Annotated in this window: 19 protein-coding genes and 1 other annotated feature; of the genes, 8 read left to right on the top strand and 11 right to left on the bottom strand. The window is 51.8% G+C overall.

The annotated features are described in order from the left end of the window. Positions 1–187 precede the first annotated feature (187 nt). From ppsR to AACS05_RS09895, 8 genes are all read left to right on the top strand, one after another. Complete coding sequence (gene ppsR, locus AACS05_RS09930; RefSeq protein ID WP_045442159.1) at positions 188–1021, top strand: posphoenolpyruvate synthetase regulatory kinase/phosphorylase PpsR; 834 nt, start codon at positions 188–190, stop codon at positions 1019–1021. Between the two features lie 126 nt (positions 1022–1147). After that, a complete protein-coding gene (gene aroH / locus AACS05_RS09925) occupies positions 1148–2194 on the top strand; it encodes a 3-deoxy-7-phosphoheptulonate synthase AroH (RefSeq protein WP_045442157.1) in 1047 nt (348 codons plus the stop codon). Between the two features lie 169 nt (positions 2195–2363). Beyond that, positions 2364–2552, top strand: a complete 189-nt coding sequence (gene hemP / locus AACS05_RS09920) for a hemin uptake protein HemP (RefSeq protein ID WP_071828921.1) — start codon at positions 2364–2366, stop codon at positions 2550–2552. A 74-nt stretch (positions 2553–2626) separates the two neighbouring features. Further along, complete coding sequence (locus AACS05_RS09915) at positions 2627–4612, top strand: TonB-dependent hemoglobin/transferrin/lactoferrin family receptor (protein WP_045442155.1); 1986 nt, start codon at positions 2627–2629, stop codon at positions 4610–4612. A 47-nt stretch (positions 4613–4659) separates the two neighbouring features. Next, positions 4660–5691, top strand: a complete 1032-nt coding sequence (gene chuS / locus AACS05_RS09910; RefSeq protein ID WP_045442153.1) for a hematinate-forming heme oxygenase ChuS — start codon at positions 4660–4662, stop codon at positions 5689–5691. After that, positions 5688–6509, top strand: coding sequence for a heme/hemin ABC transporter substrate-binding protein (locus tag AACS05_RS09905; protein ID WP_045442151.1), 822 nt, complete (start codon positions 5688–5690; stop codon positions 6507–6509). Before chuS ends, AACS05_RS09905 begins: the two co-directional genes overlap by 4 nt. Further along, positions 6509–7501, top strand: coding sequence for a FecCD family ABC transporter permease (locus AACS05_RS09900; RefSeq protein WP_045442149.1), 993 nt, complete (start codon positions 6509–6511; stop codon positions 7499–7501). The genes AACS05_RS09905 and AACS05_RS09900 overlap by 1 nt, the downstream gene beginning before the upstream one ends. Beyond that, a complete protein-coding gene (locus AACS05_RS09895) occupies positions 7494–8273 on the top strand; it encodes a heme ABC transporter ATP-binding protein (RefSeq protein ID WP_045442146.1) in 780 nt (259 codons plus the stop codon). The genes AACS05_RS09900 and AACS05_RS09895 overlap by 8 nt, the downstream gene beginning before the upstream one ends. Here the strand turns inward: AACS05_RS09895 and selO are convergent. The 11 genes from selO to rplT form a co-directional block, all read right to left on the bottom strand. Then, positions 8270–9712: a protein adenylyltransferase SelO gene (gene selO / locus AACS05_RS09890; protein WP_045442143.1), complete on the bottom strand. Its 1443-nt coding sequence runs from the start codon at positions 9710–9712 to the stop codon at positions 8270–8272. The two genes, AACS05_RS09895 and selO, sit on opposite strands and share 4 nt — an antisense overlap. 61 nt (positions 9713–9773) lie before the next feature. Beyond that, entirely contained in the window at positions 9774–10487 is a 714-nt protein-coding gene (locus AACS05_RS09885; RefSeq protein ID WP_045442140.1) for an EAL domain-containing protein, read from the bottom strand. A gap of 316 nt (positions 10488–10803) precedes the next feature. Continuing rightward, the gene (locus AACS05_RS09880) at positions 10804–11268 is read right to left on the bottom strand and encodes a C40 family peptidase (RefSeq protein ID WP_045442137.1); all 465 of its coding nucleotides are present in this window, start codon (positions 11266–11268) and stop codon (positions 10804–10806) included. A 77-nt stretch (positions 11269–11345) separates the two neighbouring features. Further along, entirely contained in the window at positions 11346–12095 is a 750-nt protein-coding gene (btuD, locus tag AACS05_RS09875) for a vitamin B12 ABC transporter ATP-binding protein BtuD (RefSeq protein WP_045442133.1), read from the bottom strand. After that, a complete protein-coding gene (locus AACS05_RS09870; protein ID WP_045442129.1) occupies positions 12095–12646 on the bottom strand; it encodes a glutathione peroxidase in 552 nt (183 codons plus the stop codon). The genes btuD and AACS05_RS09870 overlap by 1 nt, the downstream gene beginning before the upstream one ends. Positions 12647–12720: 74 nt before the next feature. Continuing rightward, positions 12721–13701 (bottom strand): vitamin B12 ABC transporter permease BtuC, encoded by a 981-nt coding sequence (gene btuC, locus AACS05_RS09865; protein ID WP_045442126.1) that lies wholly within the window; start codon positions 13699–13701, stop codon positions 12721–12723. A gap of 222 nt (positions 13702–13923) precedes the next feature. Further along, entirely contained in the window at positions 13924–14223 is a 300-nt protein-coding gene (ihfA, locus tag AACS05_RS09860) for an integration host factor subunit alpha (RefSeq protein WP_003030571.1), read from the bottom strand. Between the two features lie 4 nt (positions 14224–14227). Beyond that, positions 14228–16615, bottom strand: a complete 2388-nt coding sequence (pheT, locus tag AACS05_RS09855) for a phenylalanine--tRNA ligase subunit beta (protein WP_045442124.1) — start codon at positions 16613–16615, stop codon at positions 14228–14230. A gap of 15 nt (positions 16616–16630) precedes the next feature. Then, positions 16631–17614: a phenylalanine--tRNA ligase subunit alpha gene (pheS, locus tag AACS05_RS09850; protein WP_045442121.1), complete on the bottom strand. Its 984-nt coding sequence runs from the start codon at positions 17612–17614 to the stop codon at positions 16631–16633. Positions 17615–17779: 165 nt separating this feature from the next. Then, positions 17780–17904 (bottom strand) — a sequence feature (Phe leader region). Beyond that, positions 17855–17899 (bottom strand): pheST operon leader peptide PheM, encoded by a 45-nt coding sequence (gene pheM, locus AACS05_RS09845; protein WP_001386830.1) that lies wholly within the window; start codon positions 17897–17899, stop codon positions 17855–17857. (Overlaps the previous feature by 45 nt.) Positions 17905–18024: 120 nt before the next feature. Beyond that, positions 18025–18381: a 50S ribosomal protein L20 gene (rplT, locus tag AACS05_RS09840; RefSeq protein WP_045442118.1), complete on the bottom strand. Its 357-nt coding sequence runs from the start codon at positions 18379–18381 to the stop codon at positions 18025–18027. Positions 18382–18386 lie beyond the last annotated feature (5 nt).

The following is an 18386-nucleotide window of genomic DNA, read 5'->3' as shown; positions in this document are numbered from 1 at the left end:
ACCCGCGAGCGGCACGGGATCACCACAAAAACTGTCGGTATAAACATTTGTTCCGAAAAATGAAATGTACTTTTCATTAAATATAAAAATACCGTTTCATTTTATAAAATAAGTATCGTTATATTCGCTTCTGGCGAATTTTAATTTATGCTTTCAGAGAATTATGTCAGCCCCCAGGATGAGCAAAATGGATAATGCTGTTGATCGTCATGTATTTTATATTTCTGATGGTACGGCCATCACCGCAGAGGTATTAGGTCACGCGGTAATGTCGCAGTTTCCAGTTACGATCAGCAGTATCACGCTGCCGTTTGTGGAAAATGAGAGTCGGGCCCGCGCGGTAAAAGACCAGATAGACGCCATTTATCAACAAACTGGCGTGCGCCCTCTGGTGTTTTACTCCATCGTGTTGCCGGAAATCCGCTCTATTATTTTGCAAAGTGAAGGGTTCTGCCAGGATATCGTGCAGGCACTGGTCGCTCCCCTGCAACATGAGATGAAGCTCGACCCCACGCCGATTGCCCATCGCACGCACGGTCTTAATCCGGGTAATCTCATCAAGTACGACGCACGCATCGCGGCGATTGATTATACGCTCGCTCATGACGACGGTATTTCGTTGCGCAACCTCGATCAGGCTCAGGTGATCCTGCTCGGCGTTTCCCGCTGCGGTAAAACCCCTACCAGCCTGTATCTGGCGATGCAGTTTGGGATCCGGGCGGCCAACTACCCCTTTATTGCCGATGATATGGATAATCTCGTGTTACCGGCATCACTGAAACCGTTACAGCATAAATTATTTGGCCTGACGATCGACCCTGAACGCCTGACGGCGATCCGTGAAGAGCGCCGGGAAAATAGCCGTTACGCATCACTGCGCCAGTGCCGGATGGAGGTGGCAGAAGTAGAAGCGCTATACCGGAAGAATCAGATCCCGTGGTTAAACAGTACTAATTATTCGGTAGAAGAAATTGCCACTAAGATCCTCGATATTATGGGGCTGAATCGCCGAATGTACTAGAACGCTAGTGCATTGGTTCAATTTTTTGTTATTATGCTCGCCAGTAGGCAGGATGAGTGTGTTATTGTGATGTACATCACTTCCCGGTAGTCCTGCCGTTGAAGCAACAAATTTCTGAGACAAGTAATGAACAGAACCGATGAACTCCGTACTGCGCGTATTGACAACCTGGTCACTCCAGCAGAGCTTGCGCAGCGGCATCCTGTTTCGTCCTCCGTCGCCCGTCATGTGACGGATTCCCGACGCCGGATAGAAAAAATATTGAATGGTGAAGATCCCCGTTTACTGGTGATCGTTGGGCCCTGCTCGATTCACGATCTTGACGCAGCTATGGAGTACGCCACTCGTTTACAGACGTTGCGTACCAGGCACCAGGCGCGTCTGGAAATCGTGATGCGTACCTATTTTGAAAAGCCGCGCACCGTTGTTGGCTGGAAAGGCTTAATTTCTGACCCGGATTTAAACGGCAGCTACCGCGTCAACCACGGTATTGAGCTGGCGCGTAAATTACTGCTGCAGGTTAACGAGCTTGGGGTGCCAACGGCAACGGAATTCCTCGATATGGTTACCGGCCAGTTTATTGCCGATTTAATCAGTTGGGGGGCCATTGGCGCGCGTACAACTGAAAGCCAGATCCACCGAGAGATGGCCTCTGCGCTCTCCTGTCCGGTAGGGTTTAAAAACGGGACGGATGGTAATACACGTATTGCCGTCGATGCTATTCGCGCTTCCCGAGCCAGTCATATGTTCCTCTCTCCGGATAAAACCGGGCAGATGACCATCTATCAGACCAGCGGTAACCCGTATGGACATATCATCATGCGCGGAGGTAAAAAGCCGAATTACTCTGCAGCTGATATCGCCGCCGCCTGCGATACCCTGCATGAGTTCTCCTTACCGGAGCATCTGGTAGTCGATTTTAGTCACGGCAATTGCCAGAAGCAGCACCGTCGTCAGTTAGAGGTTTGCGATGATGTTTGTCAGCAAATTCGCAATGGCTCGACGGCTATCGCCGGGATTATGGCGGAAAGTTTCTTGCGTGAAGGCACGCAAAAAATCGTCAGTGGCCAACCGCTGGTCTATGGTCAGTCGATCACCGACCCATGTCTGAACTGGGAAGATACTGAACTGCTGGTCGAAAAACTCGCCTCTGCCGTTGATAGTCGTTTCTGACCTTTTCACCGGGTGGAATAGCTTCGCCCGGTGACAATCCCTTGTTTTTCCCTTCATTTTTGCTCAAAAAATATTCTCGTCACAATTTTTTCACAAAAAGGCTTGCCGCAAAATTTTAGTTTGTTGATAATGATTATCATTGTTACATTGATTGTTATTTTTAAACACTATGTCACGTATGGATAACACCACGGCAACACCCGTAAAAGACAATACACCACCTTCTCCCGTTCAAACTGAGCGTCGAATTGACAGCAAAAGTCTGCTCGGAAACGAGGGTCGGGTGATTATCGAGCATGACGGACAGCATTACCTGCTGAGACAAACGCATGCCGGAAAACTGATTCTGACTAAATAAACAACACATTTCGCCAGCCACCCAGGTGATCCCCAGGCAGCCAGCGCTTTTCGATTTCCTAATGGAGAGTTGCTATGCCATACCTGCACACCGCGGCTTTGCGCCCATCACTTTTGGCGCTGGCGATCATGAGTCATCTGTCCGCAACCGCTTATGCCGCGACTGATGATATTACCGTTACCGCCACCGGCAATGCCCGTAGCGCCTTTGAAGCGCCGATGATGGTCAGCGTCATCGACGCCAGCGCACCGGAAAACCAAACCGCCAGCTCGGCTGCCGATCTGTTACGTAAAGTACCTGGTCTGACTCTGGACGGTACGGGGCGTACTAATGGACAGGACGTTAATCTGCGTGGTTACGACCGACGCGGCGTTCTGGTCCTGGTTGATGGTGTACGTCAGGGTACCGATACCGGGCACCTGAATAGCACCTTCCTCGACCCTGCTCTCATCAAACGAATTGAAGTGGTTCGCGGCCCGTCTGCTCTGCTGTATGGCAGCGGTGCGCTGGGTGGCGTGATCGCGTACGAAACCGCAGATGCTAAAGATCTGCTGGAAGTCGGCAAAAACAGCGGCTACCGCGTATTTGGTACCGCAGCAACGGGCGATCACAGCCTCGGAATGGGAGCCAGCGCATATGGTCGCAGCGATACGCTGGACGGACTGCTCGCCTGGTCCAGCCGTGACCGTGGTGATTTGCGTCAGAGCAACGGTACCACCGCGCCGAACGACGAAACGATTAACAATATGTTGGCAAAAGGCAGTTGGAAACTTGACAGCGCCCAGACACTGGCAGGTTCGCTACGTTATTACAACAATGATGCGCAGGAACCTAAAAATCCACAGGCCAGTGATGCGGATAGCAGCAGTAATCCTATGACCGATCGTTCGACTATCCAGCGTGATGCCCAACTGACGTATACCCTCGCACCAGCGGATAATGACTGGCTGAATGCTGATGCTCGCATTTACTGGTCTGAAGCACGCATTAACGCGCAGAACCCCGATGCAACCAACGAGTTTCGCAAACAAACGACCAAAGGCGGGAAAATTGATAACCGCAGTCGCCTGTTTACCGATTCCCCTGGCTCTCATCTGTTGACCTATGGCGGTGAGTATTATCGCCAGGAGCAACGTCCAGGTGGCTCGACCACAGGTTTCCCGCAGGCAAAAATTGATTTCAGCTCCGGCTGGCTACAGGACGAGATCACCTTGCGAGACCTGCCGATAACGATACTGGGTGGCACTCGTTATGACTCTTACCGCGGCAGCAGTGAGGGATATGCGGATGTTGATGCTGATAAATGGTCCTCTCGCGCGGGAATGACCGTTACGCCTGCTGACTGGTTGATGCTGTTTGGCTCCTGGGCGCAAGCCTTCCGCGCACCGACTATGGGTGAGATGTATAACGATGCGAAACACTTCTCCATCGGTCGGTTTTACACCAACTACTGGGTGCCAAACCCTAACCTGCGCCCGGAAACCAACGAAACCCAGGAGTATGGTTTTGGCCTGCGCTTTGATGATCTGATGCTGGCGAACGACGCCCTCGAATTTAAAGCCAGCTATTTTGATACCAAAGCAAAAGATTACATCTCCACCAGCGTCGATTTTGCCGCTGCGACAACGATGTCCTACAACGTACCCAACGCCAAAATTTGGGGCTGGGACGTCATGACGAAATACACCACCGACCTGTTCAGTCTGGATCTGGCCTATAACCGTACGCGCGGCAAAGATACTGACACCGGTGAATACATTTCCAGCATTAACCCGGACACGGTCACCAGCAAACTAAACATTCCTGTAGCACACAGCGGCTTCTCAGTCGGCTGGCTCGGTACCTTTGCCGATCGCTCCACTCATATCAGCAGTAGCTACACTAAACAACCAGGCTATGCGGTAAACGACTTCTATGTGAGCTATCAGGGCCAACAGGCACTGAAAGGCGTGACCACTACGCTGGTTCTGGGTAACGCCTTCGACAAAGAATACTGGTCTCCGCAGGGCATTCCGCAGGATGGTCGTAACGGCAAAATTTTCGTGAGTTATCAGTGGTAATCACCCTGCCCCGGCTCGCCGGGGCAGCAATCTGGAAGGAAGAGGCAATGAATCATTACACACGCTGGCTGGAACTGAAAAAAGAAAATCCTGGAAAATATGCGCGTGACATCGCGGGTCTGATGAACATCAGTGAAGCTGAGCTGACCTTTGCACGCGTCGGTCATGACGCATGGCGTTTACGTGGCGAAGTACGCGAGATCCTGGGCGCACTGGAAGCCGTAGGGGAAACTAAATGTATCTGCCGTAACGAATACGCCGTTCATGAGCAAGTTGGCGCATTCACCAATCAGCACCTTAATGGACATGCCGGACTGGTGCTGAATCCCCGCGCCCTCGACCTGCGGTTGTTTCTGAACCAGTGGGCAAGTGCGTTTCATATCAGCGAAGCGACCGCCCGCGGAGAGCGCCAGAGCATTCAATTTTTTGATAATCAGGGTGATGCGCTGTTAAAAGTCTACACCACAGAGAATACCGACGTCGCGGAATGGGGCTCGCTGCTGACCCGCTTCATCTTCGCCGAAAACCCGCCGCTGGAGTTGCAATCCATTGAGAATGCTGCCCCTGCCGCGGTTACCGTAGACGCTGAAACCGTTGATAAAGAGTGGCGCGCCATGACCGATGTGCATCAGTTCTTCGGCTTGTTGAAACGTCACAACCTTACGCGTCAGCAGGCATTTAGCCTGGTGGGCGACGATCTGGCCTGTAAAGTCACCAATGGGGCACTGGCACAACTGCTGGAAACAGCACGTCAGGATGGTAACGAAATTATGGTATTTGTTGGCAACCGCGGCTGCGTGCAGATTTTTACCGGTGTTGTAGAAAAACTGGTGCCAATGAAAGGCTGGCTGAATATTTTCAATCCAACCTTTACCCTGCATCTGCTGGAAGAGACCATTGCAGAAACCTGGGTAACGCGCAAACCCACTGCGGATGGCCACGTGACCAGTCTGGAACTGTTTGCCGCAGACGGGACGCAAATCGCTCAGCTCTATGGTCAGCGTACAGAAGGCGAACCAGAGCAGAAGCAATGGCGTGCGCAAATTGACGCATTAACGCCAAAAGGGCTGGCCGCATGAAAAAACTGCTCGTCCTGATTGCACTCCTGCCTGCGGCGGCGCTGGCTACACCCGAGGAAAAAATAGTTTCTCTTGGCGGCGATGTCACTGAGATTGTGTATGCGCTGGGTGCACAGTCATCCCTCGTTGCACGAGACAGCACCAGCCAATGGCCTGAAGAAGCAACCGCATTACCTGATGTGGGTTATTTACGCCAACTCAACGCCGAAGGGATCCTTGCAACTCGCCCAACGCTGGTCCTTGCCAGCGCGCAGGCACAGCCGTCTCTGGTGCTTAAACAGGTCGGGCAAAGCAAAGTCCGTGTTGTCACGGTGCCTGCAAGTAACGAACTGAGCGTGATTGATGAGAAAGTTCAGGTAATTGCGCAGGCTACACATCGCGAGTCACAAGGCGAAGCGCTGCGTCAAACCTTGCGTCAGGAACTGGCGATGCTGCCATCATCGACACTCAATAAACGCGTACTGTTCATTCTCAATCACGGTGGGATGACCGCGATGGCCGCCGGGCAACAAACCGGAGCTGACGCTGCCATCCGTGCCGCTGGTTTACAAAACGCGATGCAGGGGTTCAACCGCTACCAGCCACTGTCGCAAGAAGGTGTAATCGCCAGCCAGCCCGATCTGGTGGTGATCTCGCAGGATGGCGTCAAGGCAATGGGCGGAGAAGCTAACCTGTGGTCGCTACCGGGACTTGCGCAAACACCGGCTGGTCGCAATAAACAGGTGTTACAGATTGACGATATGGCATTGCTGGGCTTTAGCGTCCGCACTCCGCAGGCAATCCAGCAACTTCGTACCAAAGCGGAGCAATTGCCCTGATGTCACGGCATATCACCTGCTCTCTGTGGATACTGGCTTTTACGCTGGCATTGACGACAGTTCTGGCTACCGGTTTTGGCGCGTTGCGTCTGCCGGTGAGTCTTTTCTGGCGCGATGGCGATGATGCCCTGCGTCAAATCTGGCTAACCATTCGACTTCCCCGCGTACTGCTGGCGCTAGTGATTGGCGGTTCGCTGGCTCTGGCGGGTTGTGTGATGCAGGGGCTATTTCGTAACCCACTTGCCGATCCAGGATTGCTGGGGATCAGCAGCGGTGCTGCCTGCGCCGTCGCATTGTGGGTGGTATTGCCGATCACGTTGCCCGCTCTGCTGATGCTGTATGCGCCAATGTTGGCGGCGTTTCTCGGTGCGCTCGCTGCAACGGTGGTGATTTTTATCCTCAGCCAACAACGTGACAGTTCGCTGTCGCGTCTGTTGCTGGTCGGTATTGCCATCAATGCACTTTGTGGATCCGCAGTGGGCGTTTTGTCGTGGGTCAGCAATGATGCCCAACTGCGCCAGCTATCGCTATGGGGAATGGGCAGCCTGGGCTCCGCGCAGTGGTCTACTCTGCTGGCGGTAGCATCGCTAATGCTGCCGACTGTACTGGTCATCTGGCGTTTGGCCCCGGCGCTGAACCTGCTGCAGTTGGGGGAAGAGGAAGCTCACTATCTCGGCGTCGATGTGCGCATGGTTCAGCGTATTTTGCTGCTCTGCAGCGCACTGTTAGTTGCCGCCGCAGTGGCGGTTAGCGGTGTGATTGGATTTATCGGACTGGTTATTCCGCATTTACTACGTATGTGGCTCGGTCCGGATCATCGCGCCGTGATCCCCGGCTCAGTCCTGGCTGGCGCTTTTTTGCTGCTGATTGCCGATACCCTCGCCCGCACTGCCGTTGCGCCTGCTGAGATGCCGGTCGGTCTGTTAACCAGTATTCTCGGTGCGCCCTGGTTTCTGTGGCTTATTTTTCGTCAGAGAGGGCCGCATGGCTGAATATTTAACTGCCGAAGGGCTGAGCTACCACGTTGCTGGCCGAACGGTTATTCGCGACGTTTCGCTCAACCTCGCCAGGGGCGAACTGGTCGCGCTGATCGGGCCTAACGGCGCAGGAAAATCGACTTTGCTACGACTGCTGACCGGATTTCTTAAACCCGATGCCGGGCGTTGTTTACTGGACGGGAGAACGCTTGGTGACTGGAGTACACAAGCACTGTCGCGCCATCGCGCGGTCATGCGTCAGCAAACACAGGTAGGATTCGACTGGCAGGTAGAAGCCGTTATTGCCATGGGGCGTGCCCCCTGGACCCAACAGCCCGAACCTGCACTTATCGCCCAGGTGATGGAAATGACCGGTTGTTTAACGCTGGCCGGTAGACACTACACCGCGCTATCTGGTGGTGAGCAGCAGCGCGTCCAGCTTGCGCGTGCACTGGCGCAGCTATGGCGTAACGGCGCGCCACGTGGCTGGTTATTCCTTGATGAACCCACTTCAGCATTGGATCTCTACCACCAACAGCATCTGCTGAGGCTGCTGAAGACACTGGCAATTCAGGGCGATCTGCATGTTTGTATCGTACTTCACGACCTCAACCTTGCAGCTCTGTGGGCTGACCGAATCGTGTTGCTCCATAACGGTAATATTGTTTCGCAGGGGGCACCGGACGTCGTATTGCAGGCCGATGATTTGATGCGCTGGTACGGCGCCCAAATTCATGTTGGCCAGCACCCGGCCAACGATTCTCCCCACGTTTTTCTCACACCTTAGCTTGAACAACTCACTTCCAGCCGTTTACCCCAGTCAGGTGGACGGCTGACATAATCATCATTACGATCGTCAAAGGGAGTACGTAGAGCAAGGTGCAATTGGTGCAACTCTGTGTAATCCCCCTTCTCTGCCAGGCTGATTGCCCTCTGCGCCAGCCAGTTACGTAAAACCAGTGCCGGGTTAGCCGCTTTCATCTGCGCCTGTCTGATATCGTCATCAACATTATCCTGTTGCAAACGCGACCGATAGCGTGCGAACCAGTCATCAAATGCGGCGCGATCGATAAACTCATCTCTCAGTGGAGATGATGCGCTGTGCTGCTCCGTCTGGCTTAGCATACGAAACGTTCGCGTATAGTCGCTTCCTTCACGCGCCATCAAACTAAACAGTTCGCTAAGCAGCTCGTTATCGTTTTTTTGCTCGCTAAAGAAGCCCAGTTTTTGCCGCATCCGTTGCCCGTAACGTGTGAGCAGCGCCAATTGATAGCTATCCAGCGCATCGTTTAGCGCATCGACCGGGATAAAAGGCGACAGGGTTTGTGCCAGACGCTGTAAATTCCACAGAGCTGCCGCCGGTTGATTGTCGAAACTGTATCGCCCCTGATGATCGGAGTGGTTACAGATGTAGTCAGGCACATAGTCATCCAGAAAACCAAACGGACCGTAATCCATCGTCAGCCCCAGAATCGACATGTTGTCGGTGTTCATCACCCCATGCGCGAATCCCACTGTTTGCCAGTCAGCGATCAACGTCGCGGTACGCGTGACGACGTCCTGAAACCACAGTTGATAACAGTCTGATTCATCCTGCCATTGCGACCAGTAGTGGCGAATAGCAAAGTCTGCCAACTGGCGGACTTTTTCCGGTTCGCGACGATAGTAAAAGTGTTCAAAATGACCAAAGCGCATATGGCTTTGTGCCACACGAATGAGCATCGCGCCCGCTTCCGTGGTCTCTCGCTGTACCGGCGTGTCACTGGTAACAATAGACAGCGCTCGTGTAGTCGGTATCCCAAGATAGTGCATCGCTTCGCTGGCCAGACTTTCCCGAATCGTAGAACGTAGCACTGCGCGTCCATCACCCATGCGGGAATATGGCGTCAACCCGGCGCCCTTGAGGTGCCAGTCAAGTATTGAACCATCTGCGAGCTGCTGTTCGCCGAGAAGGATCCCGCGTCCGTCGCCAAGTTGGCCGGCCCAAACACCAAACTGATGCCCGCTGTAAACCTGTGCTAAAGGCGACATGCCGGCAAAAAGCGACTCTCCCCCCCAAACGCCAGAGCCATCTGGAATATCAAACAGGTCTGCAGAAATGCCTAATTGTTCAGCCAGCACATCGTTATGCCAGATTACGCGCGCATTTCTCAAAGGGGTGGGTAAAAGTGCGGTATAGGTTGCTGGTAATTCATCACGCCAGCGGGTGGTAAAAGACAGGGTCATAGGGCCTCCTGTCACTAGTGTAGACTGTTAATGGTCTGTTAAACACCAGCAAAGAACAGGGTTATCCCTTCACCAGCGAGATTATCTTCGCGGGAGATACTGCAGGCCACAGTGCGCCCTGCATGGCGTTAAACCCCAGAGGCAATACTCGCGTCAACATCTCCTGCGAATCAACCCCGCTAATAATGATTGATTCACAACTTGGGGATATTTGCGCCAGGATAGCTCGCATAAACGGCTCAAACGAAATATGCGCAATCCGTTGTTGCACAAAGTTTTTATCCAGCACAACTCGTTTAAAAAGACCATCAAAAATGGCCCGTGTTGATATGCCTCCGGCGCCAAAATTTGTCAGTATTAATGGAAAGCGCGTAGCTAATGCTGCCAGTGTTGGATTTTCTTTTCCGTTGTTTAACTCTGGATAACTTTCATTAATCGCCAGTTCAAGAAATGAAAATCGTTCAACACGTGATGCATATTCCGTATCTGATAATAAAGAATTAGCAACTGCCGGTGTTAAATTAATCCAGGCAGAAATTCCGCGCTGAATAAAAAAGTGTTGGCACGTTTCGATTAATTCAAGTTTTTCGGCAAATAAACGGCATTGTTCATCATCCGACAAACGAGGTAAGACCAGCTCAGTTGGCATGTGTACGACCCCATCCTGGCTGACAAAATTTGTGATGATATCGACGAACTCAAGGTCGCCATTTTCGCTTCTCGCAGGAAGAAAAGAGAACTCAGAATGATAAATATTATCCAGTGAAACAATCATTGTGCCAGCCCCGCAGCATGGGTGTTATCCGGCATCCTGTAGCAAAGGATGGAAAAATACGTCATTTCAGATGCAAATAGAGGCCCTTTCATTTTTCCCTTTTAGCCAGTAAATCGAATCCTTTTTTTTAGCTTATCCTGATTATAAACGAATATCCAGTTTTGTACTTTTTAATAACTCGCCATAAATCATATTTTTAGTAAAATACACTCTTGTTGCGCAAGGTTATTGCTGACTGGAAGTCATAAATGAAAGTTAGCTTTTAAATGATGATGGTGAGGCTACTCACTCGCCGGTAGCCTCATCATCCTTGAGATTAAATACGTCGTGCCTGCCAAAAGTTTTTACGCCAGTAGACATTATCAAGTGATGAACGCATCACCCCACGACTGGTTGACGCATGAATAAATTGATTATTGGTGTCATAAATACCGACATGCAGACCACTTTCTCCCGACCCGGTTTTAAAGAAAACCAGATCGCCAGGCAGCAATTCATCTTTATCGATTTCCGTACCAATCTTCGATTGTGTGCGTGTATCGCGTGGCAGTTGTAAATCGAATTTGTCGCGCATCGTCATCAGTACAAATCCAGAGCAATCCACACCGCTGCGGCTCATGCCGCCATAACGATAGGGTGTTCCATGCCAGGTTTGTAGCTGGTCGTTAAGACCAGCGATGACGGCGATAGAATCCGACAATCGGGCATTTGGCGCAGGAGCGCGATGGCTGCTACACCCTGCTAAAAACAGTGCTGTGATGAAAATGAGCCAAAAACGCATTCAGGACGAATCCTCTGATTTTTATTTTTGTGCCAATTTAGCGTGGAAATTATGTGGTTTTCAAGAACCCATTTAACTTAAGTGGTTGATATGAGCATTCTGTGGCCTTCAATATCCAAACGACGGAAGTTTACGCCATAAGCCCGAGACAGGTTGGAAGGCGTCAGCACCACATCGCGAGAGCCGCTGGCCAGCAGCTTCCCTCGCTTGAGTAACCAGGCCTTATGCGCATGACGTAATGTATGATTAAGGTCATGGCTACTCATTACAATCGCTATCCCCTGCAGACAAAGCTGCCCCAATAGCCTGTCCAGCGCGTTTTGTTGCGCGACATCCAGGCTGTTCATCGGTTCATCTAACAGCAAAAGCTGACCATGCGGATTAGCCTGTGGGCAAATTTGCAGGATAACCGCTGCAAGACGCACGCGCTGCCATTCACCACCTGAAAGCTGGTTAACACCGCGACCTAACTTATCTCCCAGTCCAAGCGCATCTGCTATCTCTTGTAACTGGTCAGTACGCGATTTGTCGGGCTGATGCAGCGTCAGAAAATGCCAGACCGGCATCGCAAACGGCGGGTTTTGTTGCTGCGCAAGATAAGCGCGGTATCGCGCCAGTTTTGCTGCGGGCCAGTCATCAAGCGCCATATCACCAAAGGTGATGGTTCCCTCTCCACTGGTTAAACCCGCCATACGCGCCAATAACGTGCTCTTACCGGCACCGTTTGGCCCCACTAAGTGCAGGATCTCCCCCGCTCTTACTTCACCGGATAGTGGGCCGAGCCGGGTCGATTCCGCCACATCCTGTAGCTGCATCAATAGAGACATTATTTTGCCAGCGCCGTCTTAATACTTTGCACAAGGACCGGATCATCAGGCTTCATATCCGGTGAAAAACGGTGCAGCACCTGTCCATCTCGCCCGACTAAAAACTTCTCAAAATTCCACAGGACATCGCCCGGGTGGAGCAGAGCGCGGCCTTTACTCACCATACGCGCCAAAAAACTGCTGTCAGCAGGTGCAGTAGCTGTCGGTATAGCGTCAATCAGCTTCTGATACAGCGGATGGCGCGCTTTGCCATTGACGTCGATCTTACTGAACATTGGGAAAGTAACGCCCCACGTGGTCGTGCACCAGGTCTTAATTTCTTCTTCGTTGCCAGGCTCCTGCCCAAGAAACTGATTGCAGGGAAAACCCAGTACGGTGAATCCCTGTTCATGCCAGGCTTTCTGGAGATTCTCCAGTTGCTCATACTGCGGCGTTAATCCACATTTCGAAGCAACATTGACAATTAATAACACTTTTCCGGCATACGCCTGCAATGTGATAACTTCCCCATCGATGGTCGTCACTTCTGTATTGAAAATAGTATTTTGCATAGCCTCTCCAGAACAACAGGTGGATAGTAAGCGTTCAATTTTCAGTTTTTAATCATAGACCGAACTGGGGCATTCTAGCGCCCGGACTTTAACAATAGCCAGATGAAAACAGGCGCCCCCATGGTGGCTGTCACTACGCCGATAGGCAGCTCGGCTGAAGCCAGCACCAAACGAGCAACAACATCCGCTAGCAGTAACGCTATCGCCCCTGCCAGCGCGCAGCCAGGCAGTAAAACACGGTGATCGGTCAGCCCACACAGTCGCAGAATATGAGGGATGACAAGCCCGATAAAACCAATCGCGCCGGCAAGCGCCACGCTGACACCCACCATCCAGCCTGTCGCGACCACCAGCAGGTTACGCCAGAACCATAAAGGCAGTCCCAGTTGTCGCGCAGAAGTCTCGCCCAGCGCCAGCATATTCATTGGCTGCGACTGACAGCAAATCCACAGCAAAACAGGGAGCAATGCAATCATCAGCCAGGTCTGTTGCCAGTCTACGCCGCCGAAGCCCCCCATCATCCAGTACATGAGCTGGCGCAGGTCAAAAGAGGTGGAAAAGTAGATAGCCCATGTCATCAGTGCACTACAGATAATACCCAGCGCCACGCCCGCAAGCAGCAGACGACTGGTGGACAGATGACGACGGGCAAAACGCAGAAGAATGAGCGTGATAATCAACGCCCCCGCAATCGCACATAAGCCCAATGCCCATCCAGGAAGCTGCCCCTGCCCCAGTAACACCGCAGCAATTAGCCCAACCCCTGCACCGTTAGACACACCCAGTAAGCCTGGCTCCGCGAGCGGGTTTTCAAATAGCGCCTGCATCACCGCGCCGGATAGCGCCAGCGCAGCACCTACCAGTAAAACAGCAAGCGTGCGGGGAAGCCGAATCTGCCAGACAAACAGATCGCCACGAGCGCTAAACCAATCGCCGGGAGCGATCCATTGTTCTCCTGCGCACAAGCTTAGAATTGTTGCCAGCAACATCAGTACTGACAGAGACAGTATCCAGCGCACATTTCGTCGCTGTTGTTGATGAGCGAAAGTCAGCATGTTTTCCATTCTGCTGAAAAAAGATGGGGATGATTCTACGGTGCCGATTCGGCAGTGGAAAGGAAAAAGGCCGCTACGCGGCCTTTTTAGTTATACGCATCATCCTTTATGCCGCTTCTTTGGTAGCTACGTTCAGCCCCCCGGTCACATAGCACGCTATGCTTCCGGGGTTCCCTCACCTGTCACCGCGATGCAGCACAAATAATTTAGCGTATAGTTAAATTACTCTTCTTTGGGCGTTGCGTTTTCGACCCGACTCTTTAACTTCTGCCCGGGTCTGAAGGTCACCACGCGCCGTGCTGTAATGGGAATATCTTCGCCCGTTTTCGGGTTACGGCCCGGACGTTGATTCTTATCACGCAGATCGAAGTTACCAAAACCAGAGAGTTTTACCTGCTCACCATTTTCCAGAGCACGACGGATCTCTTCGAAAAACAGCTCGACCAGTTCTTTGGCATCCCGCTTGCTAAGCCCAAGCTTATCAAACAGATATTCTGACATTTCAGCTTTTGTAAGCGCCATAGGTTCAATCCCTCAATGATGCCTGGAATCGCTCTTTTAATGCCTCTACACATTTGGCAACGGTAGCGGCAATCTCCTCTTCTTCAAGTGTACGGCTGGTATCCTGAAGGATCAGGCTGATAGCGAGGCTCTTATAACCCTCCGCAACACCCTTACCGCGGTACACGTCAAACAAGTTTACGCCAACTACCTGATTTACGCCAACTTTCTTACATTCGGATAAAATATCCGCAGCGGGAACGTTTTCTGCCACAACGACTGCGATGTCACGGCGGTTCGCCGGGAAGCGAGAAATTTCACGCGCTTGAGGCACCACGCGGTCTGCGAGCTTATTCCACTCCAGTTCAAACACCAGAGTGCGACCGTTCAGATCCAGTTTACGTTCCAGCTCAGGATGAACAACCCCAATGAAACCAATACGTTCACCTTTCAGATAAATCGCCGCAGACTGACCCGGATGCAGAGCTGAATTGGCTTCAGCTTTAAACTGAATGTCACCCAACTTGCCGGTCAGGTCGAGAACCGCTTCCAGATCACCTTTTAGATCATAGAAATCAACAGTCTCTTTTGCCAGGTTCCAGTGTTCATCATAGCGGTTACCGCAGATAACGCCTGCCAGCATCAGATCCTGACGGATCCCCAGGTTAGCTTGTGTATCGGGAACAAAACGTAAACCCGTTTCGAAAATACGTACGCGGTTCTGCTGGCGATTCTGGTTATAAACTACCGTTGACAGCAGCCCCGTCCACAGCGACAGACGCATTGCCGACATATCAATAGAGATTGGGCTTGGCAGCAGTAGTGCTTCTTCGCCTGGGTGCAGCAGTGACTGGATTTTCGGATCAACAAAGCTATAGGTGATAACTTCCTGGTAGCCTTTGTCATTCAACATGGTTTTAACACGTTTCAGGGATAAATCCGCTTCGCGGTGTGTACCCATGACCAGACCCGCCTGAATTGGCATATTCGGGATATTGTCATAACCGTATACGCGAGCAATTTCTTCGACCAGGTCTTCTTCGATTGAAATATCGAAACGCCAGCTCGGCGCTACCGCTTTCCACTCATCCTGACCCTCTGTCACTTCACAGCCCAGACGACGCAGAATATCGCTCACCTGCTCATCAGCAATATGGTGTCCGATCAGACGATCCAGTTTGCTACGACGCAGAGTAATGGTTGCACGCTCTGGCATAGTGGATTCGTTCGTAACATCGATAACCGGGCCAGCTTCCCCACCGCAGATATCAATCAGCAGGCGCGTAGCACGCTCCATCGCTTTGTACTGCAGTGCCGGATCAACACCACGCTCATAGCGGTGAGAGGCATCGGTGTGCAGACCGTGACGACGTGCTCGACCGGTAATTGACAGCGGGCTGAAAAACGCACATTCCAGCAGAACGTTTTGCGTTTCGTCATTCACGCCAGAGTGTTCACCACCAAAAATACCACCCATTGCCAGCGCTTTATTGTGGTCAGCGATGACCAGCGTATCCGCATTCAGTTTCGCTTCGGAGCCGTCCAGCAATACCAGGGTTTCCCCCTCTTTTGCCATACGCACCACAATTCCGCCCTCGATGCGATCTTTGTCGAATGCGTGCATCGGCTGACCCAGTTCAAGCAGCACATAGTTGGTTACATCAACCACGGCATCAATGGAACGGATCCCGCAACGGCGCAGTTTCTCTTTCATCCACAACGGCGTTGGCGCTTTAACGTTAATGCCTTTTACCACACGGCCAAGATAGCGTGGGCACGCTTCAACAGCTTCGACGGTAATTGGCAGTGTGTCGTTAATGGTTGCAGCAACCGGCGCGATTTCTGGCTCTACCAGAGGAGCTTTGTTCAGTACAGCGACATCACGCGCCACCCCGATGATGCCTAAGCAGTCTGCACGGTTCGGCGTTACGCTAATTTCGATAGTGTTATCATCAAGCTTCAGGTATTCACGGATATCAGTACCAATCGGTGCATCCGCAGGCAGCTCGATAATACCGTTATGATCGTCAGAAATACCCAGCTCAGAGAAAGAGCACAACATCCCTTCTGACGGTTCACCACGCAGCTTCGCGGCTTTGATTTTGAAATCACCCGGCAAAACGGCGCCAATAGTAGCCACCGCGACTTTCAGCCCCTGGCGGCAGTTAGGTGCGCCACAGACGATATCAAGCAGACGCTCACCGCCTACATTCACCTTTGTGACGCGCAGTTTATCTGCGTTAGGGTGCTGACCGCACTCAACTACTTCACCAACGACAACGCCGTTAAATTCACCAGCGACGGCGTCAACGCCATCGACTTCCAGACCAGCCATAGTGATTTGGTTTGACAACGCATCGCTATCAATCGCCGGGTTAACCCATTCGCGTAACCACAGTTCACTGAATTTCATTGTTTTATCCTGCCTTTATTTAAACTGTTTGAGGAAACGCAGATCGTTTTCAAAGAAAGAACGCAGATCGGTCACGCCGTAACGCAGCATGGTCAGACGTTCCATACCCATGCCAAATGCAAAGCCAGAGTAAATCTCCGGATCAATGCCCACATTACGCAGCACATTCGGGTGGACCATACCGCAACCCAGCACTTCCAGCCATTTGCCGTTTTTACCCATTACATCGACTTCCGCAGAAGGCTCCGTGAACGGGAAGTAGGACGGACGGAAACGAACCTGAAGATCCTCTTCAAAGAAGTTACGCAGGAAATCGTGCAGCGTACCTTTCAGGTTGGTGAAGTTAATATTGGTATCAACAATCAGCCCTTCCATCTGATGGAACATTGGCGTGTGCGTCTGATCGTAGTCGTTACGATACACTCGGCCCGGGGCGATAATACGGATTGGTGGCTGTTTTTCTTTCATGGTACGGATCTGCACGCCAGAGGTCTGGGTACGCAGCAGACGCGTGGCGTCAAACCAGAAAGTGTCGTGGTCAGCGCGCGCCGGGTGATGGCCAGGAATATTCAGGGCATCGAAGTTATGATAGTCGTCTTCGATTTCCGGCCCCGTCGCCACGGTAAAGCCCAGCTCACCGAAGAAACTTTCAATACGATCAATAGTACGCGTTACCGGGTGCAGCCCGCCGTTTTCGATACGACGCCCTGGAAGGGAGATATCGATGGTTTCTTCAGCCAGACGTGCATTCAGCGCTGCATTTTCTAAATCAGCTTTACGCGCGTTTAGCGCCTGCTGTACTTGTTCTTTTGCTTCGTTGATAACCGCACCTGCTGCCGGACGCTCTTCTGGCGGCAGTTCGCGCAGGGTAGTCATTTGAAGGGTCAGGTGCCCTTTCTTGCCCAAATATTCGACGCGGACATTGTCTAACGCGGCAACATCTGAAGCCTGGTTTATGGCGGCCGTTGCACTGGCAACCAGCTCTGCGAGATGTGACATGGTTTTCCTCGTTATGTGGCGATATTCATTAGTCGCACGTATATACACAAAATCATTCAACTTGCATCAAGGCTGCAAGAGAGCAAATCCTCAGAAGCGTACATAGGTACGTGACTGAGATAAACGAATGCAGCCAACGCAAAGGCAGCGTGAAGGATGACGTGTATAAAAAAAGCCTCCACCAGGGAGGCTTTTAGGCGCTGTTTTCCGTTTCTTCTTTCACGCGCTAGCCTCCTGGAATCAGGTGCTAAAGTAAAAAAAGAAGCGGAAAATAGCAGCATTCATGCTTGCGTTACCTTGTGTGGTAAAAACCGTACAACCTTTATTGAAAAGGCTTACGGGTAAATTGTCAACCAATTGATTGGATTACAAATAAAAGAGAGGGAGCCAGGCTCCCTCTTTTCACCGGCTTATGCCAGAGCTGCTTTCGCTTTTTCGACCAGAGCGGAGAACGCTACTTTGTCGAATACTGCGATGTCAGCCAGGATCTTACGGTCGATTTCAACAGAGGCTTTTTTCAGGCCGTTGATGAATTTGCTGTAAGAAATACCGTTCTGACGTGCTGCTGCGTTGATACGCGCAATCCACAGTTGACGGAACTGACGCTTTTTCTGACGACGGTCACGATAAGCGTACTGACCAGCTTTGATAACAGCCTGGAAGGCAACGCGGTATACGCGAGAACGCGCACCGTAGTAGCCTTTAGCTTGTTTCAAAATTTTCTTGTGACGTGCACGGGCAACTACACCACGTTTTACGCGAGCCATATGTG

The organism is Citrobacter sp. S-77 (genome assembly GCF_963864895.1).
GTDB classification, from domain to species: Bacteria; Pseudomonadota; Gammaproteobacteria; order Enterobacterales; family Enterobacteriaceae; genus Citrobacter; species Citrobacter murliniae.
The sequence above is the reverse complement of the archived record's forward strand: the minus strand, read 5'-3'. Positions and strand labels throughout refer to the sequence as shown.